18 protein-coding genes are annotated in these 21,660 nt (G+C 65.7%); 13 read left to right on the top strand and 5 right to left on the bottom strand.

Annotated elements, in window-relative coordinates:
- The first annotated feature begins 53 nt into the window (after positions 1-53).
- The 13 genes from xdhA (at position 54) to uraH (ending at position 14,872) form a co-directional block, all read left to right on the top strand.
- Positions 54-1,544 carry a xanthine dehydrogenase small subunit gene (gene xdhA / locus R5N89_RS10135; protein ID WP_167400810.1) on the top strand — a complete coding sequence of 497 codons (1,491 nt, stop codon included), beginning with the start codon at positions 54-56 and terminating at the stop codon, positions 1,542-1,544.
- Positions 1,537-3,903 carry a xanthine dehydrogenase molybdopterin binding subunit gene (gene xdhB, locus R5N89_RS10130; protein ID WP_110566507.1) on the top strand — a complete coding sequence of 789 codons (2,367 nt, stop codon included), beginning with the start codon at positions 1,537-1,539 and terminating at the stop codon, positions 3,901-3,903. Before xdhA ends, xdhB begins: the two co-directional genes overlap by 8 nt.
- A 5-nt stretch (positions 3,904-3,908) precedes the next feature.
- A complete protein-coding gene (xdhC, locus tag R5N89_RS10125; RefSeq protein ID WP_110566505.1) occupies positions 3,909-4,763 on the top strand; it encodes a xanthine dehydrogenase accessory protein XdhC in 855 nt (284 codons plus the stop codon).
- Positions 4,760-5,716 carry a LysR family transcriptional regulator gene (locus R5N89_RS10120; protein ID WP_110566503.1) on the top strand — a complete coding sequence of 319 codons (957 nt, stop codon included), beginning with the start codon at positions 4,760-4,762 and terminating at the stop codon, positions 5,714-5,716. The genes xdhC and R5N89_RS10120 overlap by 4 nt, the downstream gene beginning before the upstream one ends.
- A 173-nt stretch (positions 5,717-5,889) precedes the next feature.
- Positions 5,890-7,338 (top strand): SidA/IucD/PvdA family monooxygenase, encoded by a 1,449-nt coding sequence (locus tag R5N89_RS10115; RefSeq protein ID WP_110566501.1) that lies wholly within the window; start codon positions 5,890-5,892, stop codon positions 7,336-7,338.
- 42 nt (positions 7,339-7,380) lie between these two features.
- On the top strand, positions 7,381-7,617 hold the full coding sequence (locus tag R5N89_RS10110) for a DUF4089 domain-containing protein (protein WP_110566499.1): 237 nt from the start codon (positions 7,381-7,383) through the stop codon (positions 7,615-7,617).
- Positions 7,614-8,987 carry an AtzE family amidohydrolase gene (locus R5N89_RS10105; RefSeq protein WP_110566497.1) on the top strand — a complete coding sequence of 458 codons (1,374 nt, stop codon included), beginning with the start codon at positions 7,614-7,616 and terminating at the stop codon, positions 8,985-8,987. The genes R5N89_RS10110 and R5N89_RS10105 overlap by 4 nt, the downstream gene beginning before the upstream one ends.
- Positions 8,981-10,573: a gamma-glutamyltransferase family protein gene (locus R5N89_RS10100; protein ID WP_110566495.1), complete on the top strand. Its 1,593-nt coding sequence runs from the start codon at positions 8,981-8,983 to the stop codon at positions 10,571-10,573. The genes R5N89_RS10105 and R5N89_RS10100 overlap by 7 nt, the downstream gene beginning before the upstream one ends.
- A complete protein-coding gene (locus R5N89_RS10095) occupies positions 10,567-11,838 on the top strand; it encodes an allantoate amidohydrolase (RefSeq protein WP_110566493.1) in 1,272 nt (423 codons plus the stop codon). Before R5N89_RS10100 ends, R5N89_RS10095 begins: the two co-directional genes overlap by 7 nt.
- A complete protein-coding gene (locus R5N89_RS10090; RefSeq protein WP_110566491.1) occupies positions 11,835-13,064 on the top strand; it encodes an alanine--glyoxylate aminotransferase family protein in 1,230 nt (409 codons plus the stop codon). The genes R5N89_RS10095 and R5N89_RS10090 overlap by 4 nt, the downstream gene beginning before the upstream one ends.
- A 19-nt stretch (positions 13,065-13,083) precedes the next feature.
- Positions 13,084-13,995: an allantoinase PuuE gene (gene puuE, locus R5N89_RS10085; RefSeq protein WP_110566489.1), complete on the top strand. Its 912-nt coding sequence runs from the start codon at positions 13,084-13,086 to the stop codon at positions 13,993-13,995.
- Positions 13,992-14,519, top strand: a complete 528-nt coding sequence (gene uraD, locus R5N89_RS10080; protein WP_110566487.1) for a 2-oxo-4-hydroxy-4-carboxy-5-ureidoimidazoline decarboxylase — start codon at positions 13,992-13,994, stop codon at positions 14,517-14,519. Before puuE ends, uraD begins: the two co-directional genes overlap by 4 nt.
- Positions 14,516-14,872 (top strand): hydroxyisourate hydrolase, encoded by a 357-nt coding sequence (gene uraH, locus R5N89_RS10075; protein WP_110566485.1) that lies wholly within the window; start codon positions 14,516-14,518, stop codon positions 14,870-14,872. Before uraD ends, uraH begins: the two co-directional genes overlap by 4 nt.
- Positions 14,873-15,006: 134 nt before the next feature.
- Here the strand turns inward: uraH and R5N89_RS10070 are convergent, their stop codons facing one another.
- The 5 genes from R5N89_RS10070 to R5N89_RS10050 all read right to left on the bottom strand — a co-directional run bounded on the left by R5N89_RS10070 (position 15,007) and on the right by R5N89_RS10050 (position 21,637).
- Complete coding sequence (locus R5N89_RS10070) at positions 15,007-16,035, bottom strand: isocitrate/isopropylmalate dehydrogenase family protein (RefSeq protein WP_110566483.1); 1,029 nt, start codon at positions 16,033-16,035, stop codon at positions 15,007-15,009.
- A gap of 173 nt (positions 16,036-16,208) precedes the next feature.
- Positions 16,209-17,981, bottom strand: coding sequence for an aminopeptidase P family protein (locus tag R5N89_RS10065; RefSeq protein ID WP_110566481.1), 1,773 nt, complete (start codon positions 17,979-17,981; stop codon positions 16,209-16,211).
- A gap of 28 nt (positions 17,982-18,009) precedes the next feature.
- Positions 18,010-18,528: a GNAT family N-acetyltransferase gene (locus R5N89_RS10060; protein ID WP_110566480.1), complete on the bottom strand. Its 519-nt coding sequence runs from the start codon at positions 18,526-18,528 to the stop codon at positions 18,010-18,012.
- Entirely contained in the window at positions 18,521-19,423 is a 903-nt protein-coding gene (locus tag R5N89_RS10055; protein WP_110566478.1) for a 50S ribosomal protein L11 methyltransferase, read from the bottom strand. Before R5N89_RS10055 ends, R5N89_RS10060 begins: the two co-directional genes overlap by 8 nt.
- Positions 19,424-21,637 carry an ATP-dependent helicase gene (locus tag R5N89_RS10050; RefSeq protein ID WP_110566475.1) on the bottom strand — a complete coding sequence of 738 codons (2,214 nt, stop codon included), beginning with the start codon at positions 21,635-21,637 and terminating at the stop codon, positions 19,424-19,426.
- Between the last annotated feature and the right edge of the window lie 23 nt (positions 21,638-21,660).

The following is a 21,660-nucleotide window of genomic DNA, read 5'->3' as shown; positions in this document are numbered from 1 at the left end:
AGGGGGGTGAGGCAGTCCGTGGCCACAGGAATGAGGGAACAGGTTTGACGGGGATCAGACGCGATATCCGTTTCTATGTCGGAAACGAGTATCATGTGTTGGACAACATCGCGCCAACACGCACGCTGCTGGACTGGCTGCGCGAGGAGCGTGGCCTGACCGGCACCAAGGAAGGTTGTAACGAAGGCGATTGCGGTGCCTGCACGGTGCTGGTGGTGCGGCTGGAAGGCGAGCGCCTGATCTGGCGTGCGGTCAATGCATGCATCCAGTTCGTGTGCATGCTCGATGGCGCGCAGGTGCTGACCATCGAGGACATGCGCGCGCCCGATGGCACGCTGCACCCGGTGCAGCAGGCCATGGTGGCGCATCATGGCTCGCAATGCGGGTTCTGCACGCCGGGTTTTGTCATGTCCATGGTGGCGGGCCGCAAGGCCGCAGGACTTGCGCAGGATGAACGCGGCATTGACGACATGCTGGCAGGCAATCTGTGCCGCTGCACCGGCTATGCGCCCATCGTGCGCGCCATGCGCCACGCCATGCAGGCCGGGCCGGACCATTTCGATGCCATGGCGGATGATATGGCCGATCGCCTGCGTGCCCTGCGTGATGGGGCCACGGTTGACATCGCCACGCCCACGGGCCGCCTGACCATTCCCGCCACGGCTGATGCATTGGCCGATACGTTGCTTGAAAACCCCGATTCCCGCATCGTGGCGGGGGCGACCGATGTGGGGCTGTGGGTGACCAAGGGCCTGCGCGAACTGCCGCATGTGGTTTCGATTGGCCAGATTGCCGACCTGCGGCGTATCGAGCCTGCGGCAGAAGGGCTGTACATCGGCGCTGCCGTTACATGGCAGGAAGCCCGCGCAGCCCTGGCGGCAATTCTGCCCCAGCCGGATGAGGAAGTATTCCGCCGCATCGGCTCGGTGCAGGTGCGCAATGCAGGCACGGTATGCGGCAACATTGCCAACGGCTCGCCCATTGGCGATGGGCCGCCGGTGCTGATCGCGGCAGGGGCGAGCGTGCACCTGCGCCGCGGTGAGGCACGCCGCACCATCGCGCTGGAAGATTTTTTCATCGATTACGGCAAACAGGACCGCGCGCCGGGCGAGTTCGTGGAAGGGATCACCATTCCTGCTCCCGCGCCCGATACGGTCATCCGCGCGTGGAAAGTGTCCAAGCGCTTCGATCAGGACATTTCGGCCATTCTGGCTGCGTTTTCGCTCACGCTTGCGCCCGATGGCACCATCAGCAATCCGCGCATCGCCTTTGGCGGCATGGCCGCCACCCCGCGCCGCGCGTTGCTTGCGGAAGCAGCCCTTGCGGGCCGCAAATGGAATGAGGCCACGCTACAGGCCGCGCGTGAGGCGATCATGAAGGATTTTACGCCACTGACCGACATGCGGGCGAGTGCGTGGTACCGCAGCACGGTAGCCGCCAACCTGCTCACCCGGCTTTACGCTGATTGCGGGCCGCAGGCCGCCCGTGTGCCCACCAGCGTGCACGCCGCCTGTGCCGCCACGGGAGAACACGCTCATGGCTGATGCAAACATCGCGGCCACCGCCGCCCCCGTACTGGCTGCGGGCTTCGTGCCCGGCGGCGCATCGGACAGCCTGCGCCACGAGAGCGCGGCCATGCATGTGCAGGGCACGGCCAGTTACATTGACGACCTGCCCGAGCCCCGTGGCACGCTGCACCTCGTGCCCGGGCTGAGCGCGCGCGCCCATGCCCGCATCGTGTCCATGAACCTTGACGCCGTGCGGCAGGCCGAGGGCGTGGTGGCGGTCTATACGGCAGCCGACATATCGGGCGAGAACCAGATCAGCCCGGTGGGCAAGGGCGATGAGCCGCTGCTGGCCAAGGATCTTGTCTCGTTTTACGGCCAGCCCCTGTTCGTGGTTGCCGCCACCACGCGTGGCGCGGCCCGGCGTGCCGCGCGTCTGGCGCAGGTGGAATATGAAGACCTGCCCGCTATCCTGAACATTGCGCAGGCCCGTGAAAACGGCAGCCCCATGGTCTGGCGACAGATGGAAATGAAGCGTGGCGATGCGCTGGCCGGGCTGGAACATGCGCCACGCAGGCTTTCAGGCCGCATTACGGTGGGCGGGCAGGAGCATTTCTACCTTGAAGGGCAGGTCGCCCTTGCCCGCCCGGGCGAGGAAGGGGAGATGCATGTCACCTCCTCCACCCAGCACCCGACCGAGACGCAGCACATGATTGCCCATGTGCTCGACCGTCCCTCAAACCTCATTACCGTTGAGGTGCGGCGCATGGGCGGCGGCTTTGGCGGCAAGGAAACGCAGGCCAATGCCTGTGCCTGCCTCGCTGCCCTCGTGGCCGATAAGACGGGCCGTGCTGCCAAGATGCGCCTCGACCGCGATGACGACATGACCATGACCGGCAAGCGCCATGACTTCGTGATCGATTACGATGTCGGCTTTACCGATGAAGGCCGGATCGTGGCGGTGGACATGGTGCTCGCCGCGCGTTGTGGCTGGTCGGCCGACCTGTCCGGCCCGGTCATCGACCGCGCGCTGTTCCATGCCGATAACGCCTATTTCTACCCCGATGTGCGCCTGCGCTCGGAGCCGCTGCGCACCAACACGCAGTCCAACACCGCCTATCGGGGCTTTGGCGGCCCGCAGGGCATTGTCGCCGCCGAGCGCGTGATCGAGGAGATCGCGTTCGCCACCGGCCTCGATCCGCTCGAAGTCCGGCTGCGCAACGCCTATGGCACGCATGACCGTAACGTGACGCCGTACAACATGGTGGTGGAAGACTCGATCACCCACGATCTGCTGCCCGCACTGGCCCGGCGCTGCCATTACGCGCAACGCCGCGCGGCGTGCCGTGAGTTCAACGCGGCCAGCCCCTACCTGCGGCGTGGCATTGCCATCACCCCGGTCAAGTTCGGCATCTCGTTCACCGCCACCCATTACAATCAGGCGGGCGCGCTGGTGCATGTCTATACCGATGGCTCGGTGCAGGTGAACCACGGCGGCACCGAGATGGGCCAGGGCCTGCACACCAAGATGGTGCAGGTGGCAATGCGGGAATTCGGCCTTGGCACCGACCAGGTCCGTATTACCGCCACCACCACCGGCAAGGTGCCCAACACATCGGCCACCGCGGCCTCGAGCGGGGCCGACCTCAACGGCATGGCGGTGCTCGATGCCGTGCGCCGCATCAAGCGCCGCCTTGTTGAATTCGCCGCCAGCCACTGGAACGTGGGCGAGGACGAGGTGCGCTTTGCCCCCGATGGCGTGCATGTGGGCCATAAGGTCATCGCGTTCTCGCACCTTACGCGGCAGGCCTATTTTGCGCGTGTGTCCATGTCGGCCAACGGGTTCTATAAAACGCCCAAGATCTCGTGGAATGGCGATACGGGGCAGGGGCGGCCTTTCTATTACTTCGCCTACGGGGCCGCATGTTCGGAGGTGGTGATCGACCTCCTTACGGGTGAGACCAGGATCGACCGGGTCGATATCCTGCATGATGCGGGCCAGTCGCTGAACCCGGCCCTTGATATTGGCCAGATCGAGGGCGGCTTCGTGCAGGGCGCAGGCTGGCTGACATGCGAGGAACTGGTATGGGATGATGCGGGCCGCCTGCGCACGCACGCGCCCAGCACCTATAAAATTCCCGCCTGTTCCGACCGCCCGCGCGTGTTCAATGTCGATCTGCTGGAAAACGCGCCCAACCGCGAGCACACCATCTTCCGCTCCAAGGCGGTGGGTGAGCCGCCCTTCGTGCATGGGGTGTCGGTGTTGCAGGCCATATCGGATGCGCTGGCCAGCCTTGATGGCTACCGCACCTGCCCCCGGCTCGACGCGCCCGCCACGCCGGAGATGATCCTGCGCACGGCAGAGCGCCTGCGCTGCGGCCAGCCTCCCGCCCGCTGAACCCCATGAGCATGGACATGCGCGCCGATCTGGCCCGGTGGCGGCTCATGGGCCAGCCGGTGGCCCGGATCAGCGTGGCCGCCGCGCGCGGGTCCACCCCGCGTGAGGCGGGAACCTTCATGCTGGTCACAAGCACGGAGCAGTCCGGCACGGTGGGCGGTGGTGATCTGGAATGGAATGCCATCCATCACGCCCGCGCCCTGCTCGCCACGGGGGGCGGGGCGCAGGAACTGCGCATCGACCTCGGCGGTCGCTCAGGGCAGTGCTGCGGGGGCGAGGTGGTGCTGTTCATCGATGTGCCCGATGGCAAGGGGCTGGACGGCATCATGGCGGAACTCGAGCGCCAGCGGCGCGCGGCGCCGCTGCTTGTGCTGTTCGGGGCAGGGCATGTAGGCCGCGCGCTGGCCCATGTGCTGGCGCCGCTGCCGCTGCGGCTGGCCTGGTGCGATTCGCGCCCGCATGAATTCGGCCCCGTCATTCCCGCAGGGGTGGACGTGCATGATGATGGCGACTGGCAGCACCTTGTAGCCGGTGCGCCCGCCGGTTCTGGCGCACTGGTGCTGACCCAGAGCCACGCGCTTGACAGCGTGATTGTTGCATCCATCCTCGAACGGGGCGATTTTCGCTATGTGGGCCTGATCGGCTCGCACACCAAGCGCCGCCGTTTTGTCGCGGCCTTCCGTGCGCTCGGCCTGCCCGAAGACCGCATCAATGCCATGGTCTGCCCGATCGGGGGGCAGGGCGTGCGTGACAAGCGGCCCCCGGTCATTGCGGCGCTGGTGGCGGCGGAAATCGTCACGCGCTTCCTGCACGCGCCGCAGGAAGGGTGTGATGCAGATGGGGATGAGAAACGCTTATGAACGATCCGCTTTCGCGCACGCCCCGCATGATGCGCCTGCACGCGCGGGGCATTTCCTACTTCAATGCGGTGCGGGAATGCCGTTCCATCCGCGAGGCGGCGCGCAGGCTCAATGTCACCCCATCAGCACTCACGCGGCAGCTTGCGCAGATGGAGGCCGAGATCGGCGCGCCCCTGTTCGACCGCCTGCCCGAAGGCATGGTCCTGACCGAGGTGGGCACCATCATGGCCCGCCATATCGTGACCGTGATGCAGGATGCCGCCCGCACGGAGGAGCAGATCAACGCCCTGTCCGGGCGGCATGATGGCAGGCTGCGCATCATGGCGGTGGAAGGCATTGCGGGCCAGCTCCTGCCCGCGCTGCTCGAGCGCATCATCTCCGCCTTTCCCGCCGTTGAACTGCATGTGGAGGTGGGCGCGCCCAAGACCATCGTCTCGGCGTTGCAGGATGGGCGGGTTGACCTTGGCATCGCGTTCTCGCTGGCGCTCTACCCCGAATTGCGGCGGGTGGCGGTGGGGCATTTTCCCGTGGGCGCGATTGTGCGCGCGGATCACCCGCTCGCGCACCTGCGCACCGTGACGGTGGAGGAATGCGTGGCCTACCGCCTGATCCTGCCCACGCGCACGCTCTCGCTCTACCGCGTGATGGAGCCCATGCTGCGTCCGTGGCAGGACCGGCTGAACGTCGTGCTCCAGACCGGCTCGATCGAACTGACCAACCGCATGGTGCTTGCAGGCGCGGGGCTGGCCTTCCAGTCGCCGCTTGCGGTGGGCGTGCAGCCCGGCCAGGACAGCCTGCGCCATGTGCCGCTGCGTGACACCCGCGCCGTGACCGACCTCGGGGCCTATGTGCGCGAATCCCGCTGGCTGCCGCCCCTGCTGGAAACCGTTATCGAGGAGCTGCGCCTTGAACTGCGCCGCGTGCAGGGCGTGAGCGACGAGCGGGTGGTCTGACTACTGTTGCGATTTACGCAACGTAACGATGAAATCATTCTACTGGACGAAACACCCTGCGGGCTGATTAGATCAATCCATCATGGTGCGGTTGGGGGATATCCGTATGGCGTCGGGGGACGTCATACGGGGCTGCATCAGCAAAAGACGAAAAAACAGATGGGGACCCGCAGATGGATACCAACATGCAGCCGAAAGACGGGGGGCTGGCAGCGCTCGATGCAGCCGTGCGCCGTGATCTGGAAATCATCCGCTACCCGCGCAAGGAATGGATTCCTCCCATCGAACGTGATGGCCAGCGCGTGCTTGATGTGGCGATTATCGGCGCGGGGCAGGGTGGTCTTGCCACGGCCTTTGCGCTCAAGCGCAACAACATCACCAACGTGCGCATATTCGACCGGGCCTCAAAAGGTGGCGAAGGCCCGTGGGTGACATTCGCGCGCATGATCACGCTGCGCACCCCCAAATACGTGACCGGCCCCGACCTTGGCGTGCCTTCTCTCACCCCGCGCTCATGGTATGAGGCGCAGTACGGCGCCACCGCGTGGGAGAAGCTGGACAAGATCCCCCGTGGTGACTGGCAGGCCTATCTCGACTGGTACCGCGACATCCTCGACCTGCCGGTGGCCAACGACCATGAATTCACGGGTGTGACGTGGGAGGATGGCCTGCTGCGCCTGACCTTCCGCCGCCCGGATGGCACGAGCCACGTGCATTATGCCCGCAAGCTGGTGCTGGCCACCGGCATCGAGGGCTGTGGCACGTGGCATGTGCCCGACTTCATCCGTGAAGGCCTGCCGCGCGACCGTTATGCCCACACGTCGGAGGCGATCGATTTCGCGGCACTCAAGGGCAAGCGCATTGGCGTGCTCGGCGCCGGGGCCTCGGCGTTCGATAACGCCGCCACGGCGCTTGAGGATGGTGCCGGCAGCGTGACGCTGTGCCTGCGCCGCAAGGAAATCCCTTCCATCAACCCGTATCGGTGGATGGAGAATACGGGCTTCCTCGCCTACTACCCGGCCCTGTCCGATGATCTGCGCTGGGGCTTCATGCGCCGTATCTTCGACCTCAACCAGCCGCCGCCGCAGGATACGTTCTGGCGGTGCCGCAAGCATGAAAACTTCGCCTACCGCACCGGCTGCCCCTGGACGGGCGCACGCATGGAAGGCGATGAAATCGTTGTTGATTCGCCCACCGGCGAGATGCGCTTTGACTTCGTGATCATCGGCACCGGCTTCGCCACCGACCTGTCGCGCCGGCCCGAGACCGCATCGTTTGCGCCCTCCGTCGCGCTGTGGGGCGAGCGCTACACGGCACCTGCCGGTTCCGAGAGCGCGGTGCTGGAAAGCTACCCCTATCTGGGCGACTGCTATCAGTTCCTGCCGCGCCACAAGGATGATCCGCTGGCGCCCATGCTGGCCAACATCCACAACTTCACGTTCTCGGCCACGCCGAGCATGGGGCTGTCGGGCGCTTCTATCAGCGGCATGCGCTTTGGCGTCGAGCGCCTGGCCCATGGGCTGGGGCGTGACCTGTACGTGGCCGATGGCCAGCAGCACCTTGAAAGTCTGCTGTCCTATGACGTGGCGGAACTGGTCAGTCTCGATCCTCCTGTTGCATGATGCGCCCCGGGTAGATTTATCCATTCGGGAGAGAGTGAGTAGATGAGCAGCGCTGTAAGCCTTTCACCTTCCGCGCCGGGCGTTGCCGGCGCGGGGGCAAGCAATGACCACACGGTTCCCCCCGTGGCAGACATGGCCCGGATCATCGGCCTGAACATTCCGGTGGCCTGCCTGCCCGATGTCCTGGCCAACACGGCGTTGCTGCAGGGCTATGCCGACCTCGTGACAGGCTTCGTGCTGCCTGATGACTGCGAGCCAGCCTATGAGTACGCGCCATGAGTGCGCGCGCCATGGGGGCAGCGCTCGGCATCGCCGCTGACATACGCGCAGGCCACCGCAATGCCGTGGGCGTGGTCACGGCGGTCATTTCCGATATCGAGGCGCGTGATACCCGCTTCAACAGCGTAACCCGCATCCTTGGCCCCGCCGCCGTGGCGCAGGCCGAGGAGGTGGACAAGGCCATTGCCGCAGGCCGCGACCCCGGTCCGCTCGCGGGCGTGCCCTTTGGCGTAAAAGACCTGTTTGACGTGCGTGGCGAGGTCACCACCGCAGGCTCCATCGTGCTGCGTGACAACCTGCCCGCCACCGAGGACGCCACCGTCATCGCCCGCCTGCGCGCCGCCGGCGCCGTGCCGGTGGCAACCCTGAACATGGATGAGTTCGCCTACGGCTTCTCCACCGAGAACGCGCATAACGGCACCACCCGCAACCCGCATGACCATGCCCGCCTTGCCGGTGGTTCCTCCGGCGGGTCGGCGGCCGCCGTGGCGGCAGGGCTGCTGCCCTTTACGCTGGGGTCGGACACCAATGGCTCGATCCGCATTCCGTCCGCGCTGTGCGGGGTGTGGGGGCTCAAGCCCACCTTTGGGCAGGTGCCGCTGCGCGGGGTCTATCCGTTCGTGGCCAGCCTCGATACCGCAGGCCCCATGGCTGACACGCTCGAAGACCTGATGGCGGTGTATGCCATCATGTCAGGCCGGGATGTATCGGCCCTGCCCGATGTGGCATCCGTGAAAGTGGCGCGGCTGGGGGGCTGGTTCGCCCGCAATATCAGCACCGGACTGAGTGCCGCGATTGATGGCGTGATGGCGCATCTGGGCCATGACCGCGTGATTGAACTGCCCGAGGTCGCGCGGGCGCGGGCCTCGGCCTTCCTCATCAGTGCTGCGGAGGGGGGGAACCTGCACCTGCCCCGCCTGCGCAGGCGCTCCATGCAGTATGACCCCGCCACCCGCAGCCGCCTCATGGCAGGCGCCATGCTGCCTGCCGCCACCTTTGTGCAGGCGCAGCGCTTCCGCCGGTGGTTCCGCGCGCAGGTGCATGAAGCCTTCACGCAGGCCGATGTGCTGGTGGCCCCCACCACGGTGGGTGTTGCGCCGCGCATCGACCAGCCCTCCATCATGGTGGATGGCAAGAGTGTCTCCGCGCGGGCCAATCTGGGCATCTATACCCAGCCCATCAGCCTGGCCGGGCTGCCGGTGCTGGCAACGCCGCTGGCTGTAGACGGCCTGCCGCTGGGCATCCAGCTCATTGGCGCGGCGGGTGCCGAGGCGAAACTGTTCGCCGTAGCCGCCGAACTGCAACGCGCGGGCCTTGCCGCCTGCCGCCCGCTTGATGCGGGTTACGCACGGAAGGAAAAGGCATGCTGAACACGCCGCGTTCGTGCCGGGGGATGGTCACATCCCCCCACCACCTTGCCAGCCAGGCAGGCCTTGACGTGCTCAAGGCAGGCGGCACGGCCATTGAGGCCGCCGTGGCCACCGCCGCGGCCCTGGCCGTGGTCTATCCGCACATGACCGGCATCGGGGGCGATGCCTTCTGGCTGACCATGTGGCCCGATGGAAGGGTTGAAACCATTGATGCCTGCGGGGCGGCTGCAGGCAAGGCGGATGCCGCGTTCTATCACGCCGCAGGCCATGACACGATTCCGTGGCGTGGCCCGCTTGCGGCCAATACGGTCGCGGGCACGGTGTCGGGGTGGGAGATGGCCCTGTCCTGGAGCCACGCCATGGCGCCGGGCCTGCCGCTTGGCCGCGTGCTGCGCGATGCGCTGTACTATGCCGAGCAGGGCGTGCCCGTAACCGCTGGTGCTGCCGAGATCACCCGCCAGAAGGTGGAAGAACTCAAGGATATACCCGGCTTTGCCGCGCAGTTCATGCCCGGTGGCAAGCTGCCGCAGGCAGGCGACATCCTGCACAATCCGCGCCTGGCCACGACGCTGCGCCAACTGGCCGATGAAGGGCTTTCGAGTTTCTATCGCGGCACGGTGGCGCGTGAACTCGCCGCTGACCTGCAGGCCCTTGGCAGCCCGCTCACCCTGGCCGACCTGCAGGCGCACAGGGCAACCCACCAGCCAGCGCTCCATGCCCGCATTCACGGCGCGGATCTGTACAACATGGCGCCGCCCACCCAGGGCGTGGCCTCGCTGCTGATCCTGGCGCTGTTCGACCGGCTCAAGGCGGCGGAAGCGAATGATTTCGATTACCTGCACGGGCTGGTTGAAGCCACCAAGCAGGCGTTCCGCTATCGCGACACGCATGTGGGCGATCCCGCCTACATGACCGTGCAGGCGCAGGACATCCTTGATGACCGCAAGGCGCTCGACCGCATGGCAGCCGCCATCAACCCCAACAAGGCGGCACCGTGGCCCTGGCAGTCGCAGCAGGGTGATACGGTCTGGCTGGGCGTGATCGATTCCGACGGGCTGGCCGTGAGCATGATCCAGAGCCTGTATTTTGAATATGGCTCGGGCGTGGTGCTGCCGCGCACGGGTGTTGTGTGGCAGAACCGGGGCACCAGCTTTGGCCTTGACCCGCAGGGGTGGAACGGGCTGCAGCCAGGCCGCAAGCCGTTCCATACGCTCAACCCGGCGGGCGCGCGCTTCGAGGATGGCCGGACCATGGTGTACGGCACCATGGGGGGCGAGGGACAGCCCCAGACACAGGCGGCCGTATTCACCCGCTACGCGCGTTACGGCATGCCGTTGCAGCGCGCCATAACGGCGCCGCGCTGGTTGCTGGGCCGCACATGGGGGGAATCCAGCGTCAGCCTGAAATACGAGGACCGCTTCGACCCCGAGGTGATTGCCCGCATGAGTGCCGCAGGCCACCAGATGGAACGCGTGGCGCCATTTTCCTCCATCATGGGGCATGCGGGCGCGCTGGTGCGCCATGAATCCGGCCTGCTCGAAGGGGCGACCGATCCGCGTAGCGACGGGTGTGTAGCAGCATGGTAAACGCACAGGCGGGCATGGATCAGCCTTCGGGCCAGCGTGCGGTTGCACGCTGCGCCGAACTGGGGCGCGCGCCGTATTCCGAGATGGAGGGCGGGCTGTTCCGCCCCTATCTCGGCCCATCCTACCGCGCCACCTGCGACCGGCTGGCCACGTGGATGCATGCGGCGGGCATGACCACGCGCATGGATGCGGCAGGTAACCTGCTGGGCCGGTATGAGGGCCTGACGCCTGATGCCCCGGTGCTGCTGCTCGGCTCGCATATCGACAGCGTGCGCGATGGCGGTTTTTTTGATGGCATGCTGGGCGTCATCCTCGGCATCGAGGCCGTGGCCCATTTCGCGGCAGCGGGCAGGCGCTTCCCCTTCGCGCTGGAAGTCATCGGCTTTGGCGATGAGGAGGGCTCGCGCTTTCCCTCAGGCATGCTGACCTCGCATGCCGTGGCGGGCGTGCTCGAAGCCCCCGATCCCGCCATGCGCGACTGGGCCGAGACCGCAACGCTGGCCTCGGCGCTCGAAGCATTCGGGCTGGATGCAGGCCAGATGCACAAGGCATCCCGCAAGGGAGAGCAGATCCTTGCCTATGTCGAGGCGCATATCGAGCAGGGGCCGGTGCTCGAGGCAGAGGGCCGGGCCCTTGGCGTGGTCAGCGCCATTGCCGCCCAGCACCGCTACCGCATCACCCTGCGCGGCATGGCGGGGCATGCGGGCACCGTATCGATGGACCTGCGGCGCGACGCGCTGGCCGGGGCCGCCGAGATCATTCTCGTCGCCGAGCGCATCGGCCGCGCGGGCACGCAGGGGCTGGTGGCTACCGTGGGGTCGCTCGATGTGATGCCGGGTGCCGCCAACGTGGTGCCGGGCGAGGTGGTGTTCACGCTTGATGTGCGGGCTGGCACCAATGAAGCGCGTGACCGGGCGGCGCAGGAAATCCTGGCCGTGGCTCGCGCTGTGGCGCAGGCGCGCAGGCTGGAAGTCGCCATCAGCGTGCAGCAGGATCTTGACGCCACCCCGTGTGACCCGCGCCTGACATCCTTCATGGAGCAGGCCGTGCGCGATGTGACGGGAACAGAGCCGCGCCTGCTGGTCAGCGGTGCCGGGCATGATGCCATGATCATGGCGCATCTGGCCCCGGTTTCCATGCTGTTCATCCGCTGCGCGGGCGGCATCAGCCATAACCCGGCGGAATCCGTGACCGACGCGGATGTGGATGCGGCGCTGCGGGCCATGATCGCCTTTATCGGACTTTTTGAGAGACATTTCGGATGACCCAGACCTTTTTCGGCCAGATCAACCCTCCCGCCCGGCTGCTCATGGGGCCGGGGCCGGTCAACGCGCACCCGCGCGTGCTGCGCGCCATGGCGGCCGACATGCTGGGCCAGTTCGACCCCGAAATGACTGACTACATGAACCAGACGATGGAACTCTACCGTCAGGTGTTCATGACCAACAACCGCTGGACCCTGCTGGTTGATGGCACGGCGCGCGCGGGCATCGAGGCGGCCCTCGTCTCGCTCGTCGAGCCGGGCATGAAGCTATTGATTGTGCGCGCGGGTCGTTTTGGCCTGCTGCTCTCCGAGATCGCGCAGCGCATCGGCGCCGAGATCGTGACGCTGGACCTGCCGTGGGGCAAGGTGGCGAGCCTTGAACAGATCGAGGACGCCATCATCACCCACCGCCCGCATGTGCTGGCGTGCATTCATGGCGATACGTCCACCACCATGGCCCAGCCGCTCGATGGCGTGGGCGCGCTTTGCCGCAAATACAATGTGCTGTCCTATGTCGATACCACGGCAACGCTGGGCGGCATGGAAGTGGCGACCGACCGCTGGGGCGTGGATGTGGTGAGTTCGGGCCTGCAGAAGTGCATGGGCGGCCCGCCGGGCTCGGCCCCCATCACCATCTCCGACCGTGCGGCCGAGCACATCTTCGCCCGCCGTCATGTCGAGGCTGGCATTCGCGGCAGCGACACCACGGACGGCACCCGCGTGCGCATTCCGTCGAACTATTTCGACCTCGCCATGGTCATGGATTACTGGTCCGAAAAGCGCCTGAACCATCATACCGAGGCCACCACCATGCTGTATGGCGCGCGTGAAGCCGCCCGCGTGGTGCTTGAGGAAGGGCTTCAGGCCCGCTTCGCCCGTCATGCCAGCGCCTCGCGCGCGGTGTGCGCCGGGCTGCGCGCCATGGGGCTCGAACTGTTTGGTGGCGACGAACACCGCATGACCAACGTGACCGGCGTGTACATTCCCAAGGGCATTGACGGGGAGAAGGTGCGCGCGCGCATGCGCGAGGATTTCGAGATCGAGATCGGCTCCGCCTTCGGTCCGCTGCAGGGCAAGATCTGGCGCATCGGGGCCATGGGCTACAATGCGGAGAAGCACAAGGTGCTGCTGACCATGGGCGCGCTCGAAACCGTTCTGCGCCATGAAGGCCACGGCTTTGCCGCGGGTGCAGGCGTCGATGCCGCCCTTGCCGCTTATAACGACTGATAACAGGAGACCCGGCGTAATGTCTGACACAGGTGCCTATCCGCGCGACATGGTTGGTTACGCGGGCAATCCGCCCGATGCAAAATGGCCCGGCGGGGCGCGGATCGCGGTCCAGTTCGTCATCAATTACGAGGAGGGGGCCGAGAACTCGGTCCTCCATGGTGATCGCGGGTCGGAGGCATTCCTGTCCGAGATGGTGGGGGCGCAGTCCATTCCCGGCGCCCGCGCCATTGCGATGGAAAGCCTGTATGAATATGGCTCACGCGCCGGGTTCTGGCGGCTGCACCGCATCTTTACGCAGCGCGGGCAGCCGCTTACGGTCTTTGCCGTGGCCGCCGCCATGGCGCGCAACCCCGCAGCAGTTGCCGCGATGAAGGAAGCCGGGTGGGAGATCGCCTCGCACGGGCTGCGCTGGATTGACTACCAGCACGTGCCCGAGGCCGTGGAGCGTGCCCATATTCTTGAATGTATCGCGCTGCATGAAAAGCTGACCGGATCGCGCCCGCTGGGCTGGTACCAGGGCCGCACCAGCCCCAATACCGCCCGCATCGTGGCCGAGGAAGGCGGGTTTGTATATGACGCTGATTCCTACGCTGATGACCTGCCCTATTACGACCGCAGCTCTGGCCGGGCGCAACTGGTCGTGCCCTATACGCTTGATGTGAACGATATGCGCTTCGTGGCGCTGAACGGCTTTACCGAGGGCGAGCAGTTCTTCAACTACCTGCGCGACACGTTTGATGAACTGTATGAGGAAGGGGCGGACAGGCCGCGCATGATGTCGGTGGGCCTGCACTGCCGCGTGGCGGGCCGCCCCGGTCGTGCGCGGGCAGTAGCGCGTTTTCTTGACTATATTGCCCAGCGCGAGAAGGTGTGGGTCGCTACCCGGCTGGACATCGCGCGGCACTGGCTGGAGACGCACCCGGCATGAACCGCGTTTTTGACCGGGTCAATGCGCTCTCCGCCGTGCGGTTTGTAGAGCTGTTCGGCCCGATATACGAGCATTCGCCCTGGATTGCCCAGCGCGCCCATGGCCATGCGCCCTTTGCCGGGCATGAGTCCATGCTGGCCGCCATGGCGCTGGTGCTGGAGCAGGCCGATGAGGCCGAAAAGATGGCCCTTATCCGCGCTCACCCTGAACTGGCGCAGCGCATGGGGGTTGACCCCACGCTCACCTCGGCCTCGGCGGCCGAGCAGGCCTCCGCCGGGCTGGACCGGCTGACGCCTGATGAGTTTTCCGACTTCCGCGCGCTCAATGAGGCCTATGCCGCCAAATTCGGCATGCCCTTCATCATCTGCGTGCGGCGCTCGGACAAGCAGGCCATCCTGAACGGACTGCGGACCCGGCTGGAAAACACGCCCGAGGCCGAGCAGCAGACCGCGCTGGCCGAGATCAACAAGATCGCAGCACTCCGCCTGGCCGATGTGCTCGAACGCCTGGAGCATGACGTATGAGCACCCTTTCCACGCATGTGCTTGATCTCGTATCGGGCAGGCCCGCCGCTGGCATGGCCATCAGCCTGTGGGCGGGGCAGGACTGCCTGTTCCGTGGCGTGACCAACGCCGATGGCCGTTGCCCCGAACTGGGCCAGCAGACAGGCGAGATGCGCCCGGGCGCCTACCGGCTGGAATTTGCCGTGGCTGCCTATTTCCGCGCGCAGGGTGCGGCGCTGTCAGACCCGCCGTTCCTTGATGTGGTGCCGATCGCGTTTGGCATCGCGCCAGCGGGGGCAGATGGCAAGGGTGGGCATTACCATGTGCCGCTTCTGGCCTCGCCGTTCGGGTTTTCGACCTATCGCGGCAGTTAGGATCAGAAGTGTTTGGTGAAGCTTTTTTCAAAAAGCTTCACAAGCATAAACGCAAAAAGGGCCGTGGCGATCATGCCACGGCCCTTTTTGCAGGCACCTGCGGCAGGTCGCCCCGCCGCAGGATGCACCGAAAATCAGGAAACAGCCTGCTTCAGCGCTGCCGTCAGGTCGGTCGTGCTGGCCTTGCCGCCAAGATCGCCGGTGCGCACGGCGCCCGAGGAGATGACCTTCTCGATGGCCTTGTCGATGCGGGTGGCCAGGTCCTGGCGGCCCACATGCTGCAGCATCATGTTGGCAGCGAGCAGCAGCGAGGTCGGGTTGGCCTTGTTCTGGCCCGCAATGTCAGGGGCGGAACCATGCACGGCCTCGAACACGGCGGCCTTCTCGCCAATATTCGCACCCGGTGCCAGGCCAAGCCCGCCAACCAGACCGGCGGTCAGGTCGGACAGGATGTCACCAAACAGGTTAGTGGTGACAATGCAGTCATACTGCCACGGATCGGTCACGAGCTGCATGGCGCAGGCGTCAACGATGCGCTCGTTCACTTCCACGCGGCCTTCATATTCCTTGGCGACCTTGCGGCCTTCCTCAAGGAACAGGCCGGTCAGCAGCTTCAGGATGTTGGCCTTGTGCACCAGTGTCACGCGCTTGCGGTTGTTCTTGACCGCGTATTCAAAGGCATAGCGCACGATGCGGTTGCATTCCGCGCGCGAGGTGTAGCCTGCGCTCGTTGCAATGGCATGCGGGTCATCACCAACGGGAATGTAGTTTTCGAGTGCCGCGTAATAGCCCTCGAGGTTCTCACGGAAGATGACGAGATTGATGTTCTCGAAGCGCCCGCCCGGCACGATCGTTTTTGTGGGGCGCACATTCGCGAACAGGCCGAACTCCTGGCGCAGTGTGACGTTGATGGACTTGAAGCCACCACCGACGGGCGTGGTCAGCGGGCCTTTCAGCGCAAGGCCGGTGCGGCGGATGCTCTCGATCGTTTCCTTGGGCAGCGGGCTGCCGGTGGCTTCAAGGGCGGAAACACCACCAAGCGCCTTTTCCCATTTGAAGGGTGCGCCAACGGTATCAAGGATTTCGACAACGGAGTCGACAATTTCAGGCCCGATTCCATCACCGGGAATCAGGGTAGCGGGAATTGTTTTTTCTGCGGACATTCTCGAACGTCTCCCTTTAGTGCTTGCTACTGAAAAGCGTTTCAGCATACGCACCGGCTTGGCGGACCCGGTTCGTTGCCGGGTGCCCCGTCGGAACTGGTTAAAAGTCCTAGGCCCCCCAGTCCGGCGTGACAATCGGGCCACGGGGCCGGGCTGGTGGTTTTACAGTCACATTATCCGGCGTGCAGCGGCGCGCAGGCCGCCGCAAGCCATGTGCGCGCCGGAGTTTGCAGATGCGGCGCGATGCTTTCAAAAACCCGTGCATGATAGCCGTCCAGCCACGTAGTTTCGGCTGCTGAAAGGCTCGTGGCATCGATCAGCCGCCTGTCAAAGGGGGCAAGGGTCAGCACCTCGAATTCCATAAACGAGCGGTTGGCCTCCCCCACAGTGCTGGGCTGGATCAGGTGCAGGTTTTCAAGCCGGATGCCAAACGCGCCGGGCCGGTAATAGCCCGGCTCGTTGGACAGGATCATGCCCGCATGCAGGGCCACGGGCCGGAACACGGGTGAGATCGTGGCCGGTCCCTCATGCACCGACAGGTAGCTGCCAATGCCGTGGCCGGTGCCGTGGTCGTAATTCAGGCCGCCCTCCCACAGGGCATGGCGGGCCAGCGCATCGAGCGCGTGCCCGGTCACCCCAGTGGGGAAGCGCGCGCGGGCCAGCGCGATATGCCCGCGCAGTACGCGGGTAAAGGCATCGCGCACATCCGCATCAGGCGCATCCGGCCCGGTCCAGATGGTGCGGGTGATGTCGGTGGTGCCAAAGGGATACTGCCCGCCGCTATCAATCAGATAGACCTCATTGGCGTGGAGCGCGCGGTTGCTTTCGGGGGTGACGCGGTAGTGGATGATCGCGCCATTCGGCCCCGCGCCGGAGATGGCGGGAAAGCTTTCCTCACGGTAATCGGGGCAGTCGGCGCGAAAGCCGTTGAGCTTTTCGGCCGCAGCCAGTTCCGTGGTGCGGGCCGCGTTTTCATCCAGCCAGTGCAGGAAGCGGCAGATCGCAACCCCATCAAGCAGGTGGGCGCGGCGGCTGCCTTCCTGCTCGGTCGGGTTCTTGATGGCCTTGGGCAACTGGCAGGGATCATCCTTGCGGATGACGGTCGCCCCGGCCTGTTCCAGCACCTGCATGAACCAGATGGCGTTGCGGGCTGGGTCCACCTGCACGCGGGCCGGAGCCAGGGCGCGCAGGCTCTCCTCCAGTGCTGCGGGCGGCAGCAGGGTCACGTCGGCCCCCAGCCAGTCGCGCGTCTGCCCTGCCACCTTGGCCGGGTCGATGAACAGCGTCACCCGGGCATCATCATGCACGATGGCAAAGCTCAGGCTGAGCGGGGTGTAGGGCACATCGGCGCCGCGAATGTTGAGCAGCCACGCGATCGAGGCCGGGTCACTCAGCACCAGCGCGTGCTCGCCTGCCGCGCGCAGACTGGCGGCAATGGCTTCGCGCTTGGGGGCGCTGGCCTGCCCGGCCCATGCCTCGGGCTGGGGCACGCAGGGCGTGCAGGGGGGCGCAGGGCGGTCGGTCCAGATCCGGTCGACCGGGTTTTCGGCCAGCGGCACCAGCGTCAGCCCCGCATCATTGAACGGGCGCAGCGCGCTCTCGGCAATCAGGCGCGGGTCGTAGCCGATGCGCCGTTGTGCGCCATGCTGCGCCAGCCAGCTGGCGGGCGGGGTCCGGGTGATGTGCAGCCGTTCCCACGCTGTTCCATCAACCTGCTGGTCCATCTGGGTAATGTAGCGCCCATCAGAGAACACGGCGGCACGCTCAGGCAGGATGGCCGCCAGCCCCGCGCTGCCGGTAAAGCCGGTGAGCCAGGCCAGCCGTTCCGCGCAGGGGGCGACATATTCGCCCAGATGCTCATCGCCACGCGGCAGGATGAAGCCATCCACGCCCATCTGGCTCAGGGCGGCACGCAGGGCATCGGGGCGGCTGGGAACAGGCGACATGGGCGTATCCTTGGATGGGGGTTGGAACTCACACCGGCGACATGATGCGGTACAGGAACAGCAGGTCCATCCAGCGGCCATACTTGGTGCCGCATTCAGGCAGCAGGCCCCCGTGCTGGAAGCCAAAACGCTCGTGCAGCTTGCGCGAGGCGATGTTGGTTGACGTAATGCCCGCGATCATCACATGCACGTCCGCAGCCTTCGCCCGCTCGCACAGGGCCTGCAGCAGGGCGCTGCCAATGCCCTGGCGCTTGTAGTCGGGCGCGATATACAGCGAATGTTCCACCGTATGGCGGTAGCCCGAAAACGGGCGGAACATCTTCCAGCTACTGTAGCCTGCAACATTGCCATCGGGCATCTGCGCCACCAGCACGGGAAAGCCGCTGGCCTGGCTGGTGTGCAGCCAGTCCAGCCGGGCCTCGATGGTGGTTTCCTGCGTTTCCCACATCGAGGTGCTGTTGCGGATGGCGTGGTTGACGATCTCGACAATGGCCGGGATGTCGTCATCCGTCGCATCGCGGATCAGGAGGGCAGGCGTGTCAGCCATGGGGTTTGCGCAGGATCAGCGTGCCCCAGTCTCCCTCGCGCAGGTGGCGCTCAAGAACAAGCCTGTGGCGGCGATGGGCGGCCAGCACCATGCGCACCTGCGTGTTGAGCAGGCCTGCCAGGATGGCGGTGCCGCCGGGCAGCAGGTTGAGCGCGAGGTCGGCCGCCATGCTGCACAGCGGGCGGGCCAGAATGTTGGCAAACACAAGATCATACGGCGCATGATGGCGGATAGCGGGCGTGGCCCAGCCATTGCCCAGATGGCAGTCAACCAGATTGGCCAGCCCGTTCATGGCGGCGTTGCGCTTTGTCACCCGCACCGACCACGGGTCGATATCGGTTGCCAGCACCGGCTTGTGCAGCAGGGCTGCCGCCGCCATGGCAAGGATGCCCGAGCCACAGCCAAGGTCGAGGATACGCTGGGGCCTGCGGTAGGCCACCATCTCGAGGGCGCGCAGGCAGCCGCGCGTGGAGCCGTGCTCGCCCGAGCCGAAGGCAACGCCCGCATCAAGCGTGATGGTAATGCGCTGTGGGCTGGGCGCATCCTCAAGGTGCGTGCCACGAATGGCGAAGCGCTTGCCCGCAAGCTGCTCGGGGAAGGATTCGTAGGTGCGGGCCAGCCAGCCTTCGGCCTCGGTGTGGCTGCGCTCGAGTTCGGCATCCACGCCGCTGGTCAGGGCTGCCAGGATCAGGGCCGCGCGCAGTTCGTCCTCGCCGTTACCGGTGTCCTTCACCCCTTCCACGCGCCACAGGGTCTGGCTGTCATCGAGTTCAAAGATGCCGATGGTGGCGCACACGGTGGCCAGTGCGGATTCATAGGCCTCGACCGCCTCAGGCGGAACGGTGACCGATATGGTTTCAAGTTCGGTGGCGTGACGCCGGGGGGAAAGGCTCATCTATACCTGCTCAACAAATTTATCGATCACCCGCTTGGGGCCTGCTTTTTCAAACGCGACTTCCAGCCGGTTTCCCTCGACCGAGGTAATCGTGCCGTAGCCGAATTTCTGGTGGAACACACGCACCCCCACCTTCATGCCCGCGGCCGGAGCGGATGCGGGGGTGACGTCATGCACCTTTCGCGCCGCCACGAGCGGGAAGGGGGCGGAGCCAAACACTGCCGGGCGGCCCATGAAGTTGCGGCGGCTGTTGGCGCTGTCGCCCCGGCTTTCAATATGTTCGGCGGGCAGTTCTTCCACGAACCGGCTGGGAATGGCGGACTGCCAGCTCCCGTAGATGAGCCTGTTGGCGGCATGGCTGATGATGGCCAGCCTGCGCGCGCGCGTAATGCCCACATAGGCCAGGCGGCGTTCCTCCTCCAGCCCCTTCAGCCCGCCTTCATCAAGCGTGCGCTGCGAGGGAAAGACCCCTTCCTCCCAGCCCGGCAGGAACACGGTATCGAATTCCAGCCCCTTGGCGCCATGCAGCGTCATGATGCTCATGCTGTCATCGCCCGCCTTCGCCTCGGTATCCATGACAAGGGCGACATGTTCGAGAAACCCGCCAAGGTTCTCGTAATCGGCCAGCGAGCGGACGAGTTCCTTCAGGTTCTCGATCCGGCCCGGCGCGTCGGGTGACTTGTCGGCTTTCCACATCTCGATATACCCGCTCTCCTCAAGCAGGTTGTCGATGGCCACGACATGCCCTTCGCGCCCGGCCTGCTCGCGCGCGGTGGCGAGTGCGTGCATCAGCGCGGTCAGATGCTCTTTCGCCCGGCCCCTGATCTCGCCGGTGGCCAGCATTTCCAGCACGGCGGCGGTGAGTGGTATCTGGCGTTCGCGGGCGTGCATGTGCAGCTTCTGCAGCCCCGTAGCCCCCACGCCCCGGCGGGGCACGTTGATGATGCGCTCAAACGCCAGGTCATCGGAGGGCTGGCTGACCACGCGCATATAGGCAATGGCATCGCGGATCTCGGCGCGTTCATAAAAGCGCAGGCCGCCGACCACGCGGTAGGGCAGGCCCAATGTAATCAGCCGTTCCTCGAATGCGCGGGTCTGGAAGCCCGCGCGCACGAGGATGGCGATCTCGCTCATGGCGTGGCCATCGCCGCGCAGGCGCTCGATCTCGGCACCGACCATGCGGGCTTCGTCATCTGAGTCCTGCACGGCAATCACGCGCACCTTCTCGCCTTCCGCATCTTCGCGGCCGGGGTGCAGCGTCTTGCCCAGACGCTCCTCGTTATGGGCGATCAGGCCCGATGCCGCGCCAAGGATCTGGCGGGTGGAGCGGTAATTGCGCTCAAGGCGCACCACGCGCGCACCGGGGAAGTCGCGCTCGAAACGCAGGATGTTCTCCACCTCCGCCCCACGCCATGAATAGATGGACTGGTCATCATCGCCCACGCAGCAGATGTTCGACGGCTGGCCTTCCCTGTGGGCCAGCAGCCGCAGCCACAGGTACTGGATGGTGTTGGTGTCCTGATATTCATCAACCAGAATGTAGCGGAAGTAGCGGTGATACTGCTCCAGAACGGCGGGGTGCCTGCGCAGGATCTCCGTCATGTGCAGCATCAGGTCGCCAAAATCGCAGGCGTTGATCTGTCTGAGCCGGTTTTGATAGTCGGTATAGATCTCGGCGCAGCGGCCATTGGCGAAATCCGTATCCTCGGCCGCCGTGATGGCGTCGGGCACGAGGCCGCGATCCTTCCAGCGCTGGATCACGCCCATGATCCCCTGTGGCGGCCAGCGCTTGGTGTCGATACGGTAAGGCTCGAGCACCTGCTTGAGCAGGCGCAACTGGTCATCGGTATCAAGGATGGTGAAACTGCTGGTAAGCCCCACATATTCCGCATGGCGGCGCAGCATGCGCGCGCACAGCGCGTGGAAGGTGCCCAGCCACAGCCCCTCCGCCGGTTCGCCCAATAGCGCGCTCACGCGCTCGCGCATCTCGCGCGCGGCCTTGTTGGTAAAGGTCACGGCCAGAATCTGGTTGGGGCGCGCCCGGCCAGACAGCAGGATATGCGCGAACCGCGTGGTCAGCACCCGCGTCTTGCCCGTGCCCGCACCGGCAAGGACCAGCAGCGGGCCATCGGTGGTCTCGATCGCGGCGCGCTGCTCGGGGTTGAGGCGGCTGAGGTATTCCGGCGCGTTGCCGGTAGGGATAAGGCTGTCCATCACGTTTTCTTCTATACCAATCC

This window comes from Komagataeibacter sucrofermentans DSM 15973, assembly GCF_040581405.1.
Taxonomy (GTDB): domain Bacteria; phylum Pseudomonadota; class Alphaproteobacteria; order Acetobacterales; family Acetobacteraceae; genus Komagataeibacter; species Komagataeibacter sucrofermentans.
The sequence above is the reverse complement of the archived record's forward strand: the minus strand, read 5'-3'. Positions and strand labels throughout refer to the sequence as shown.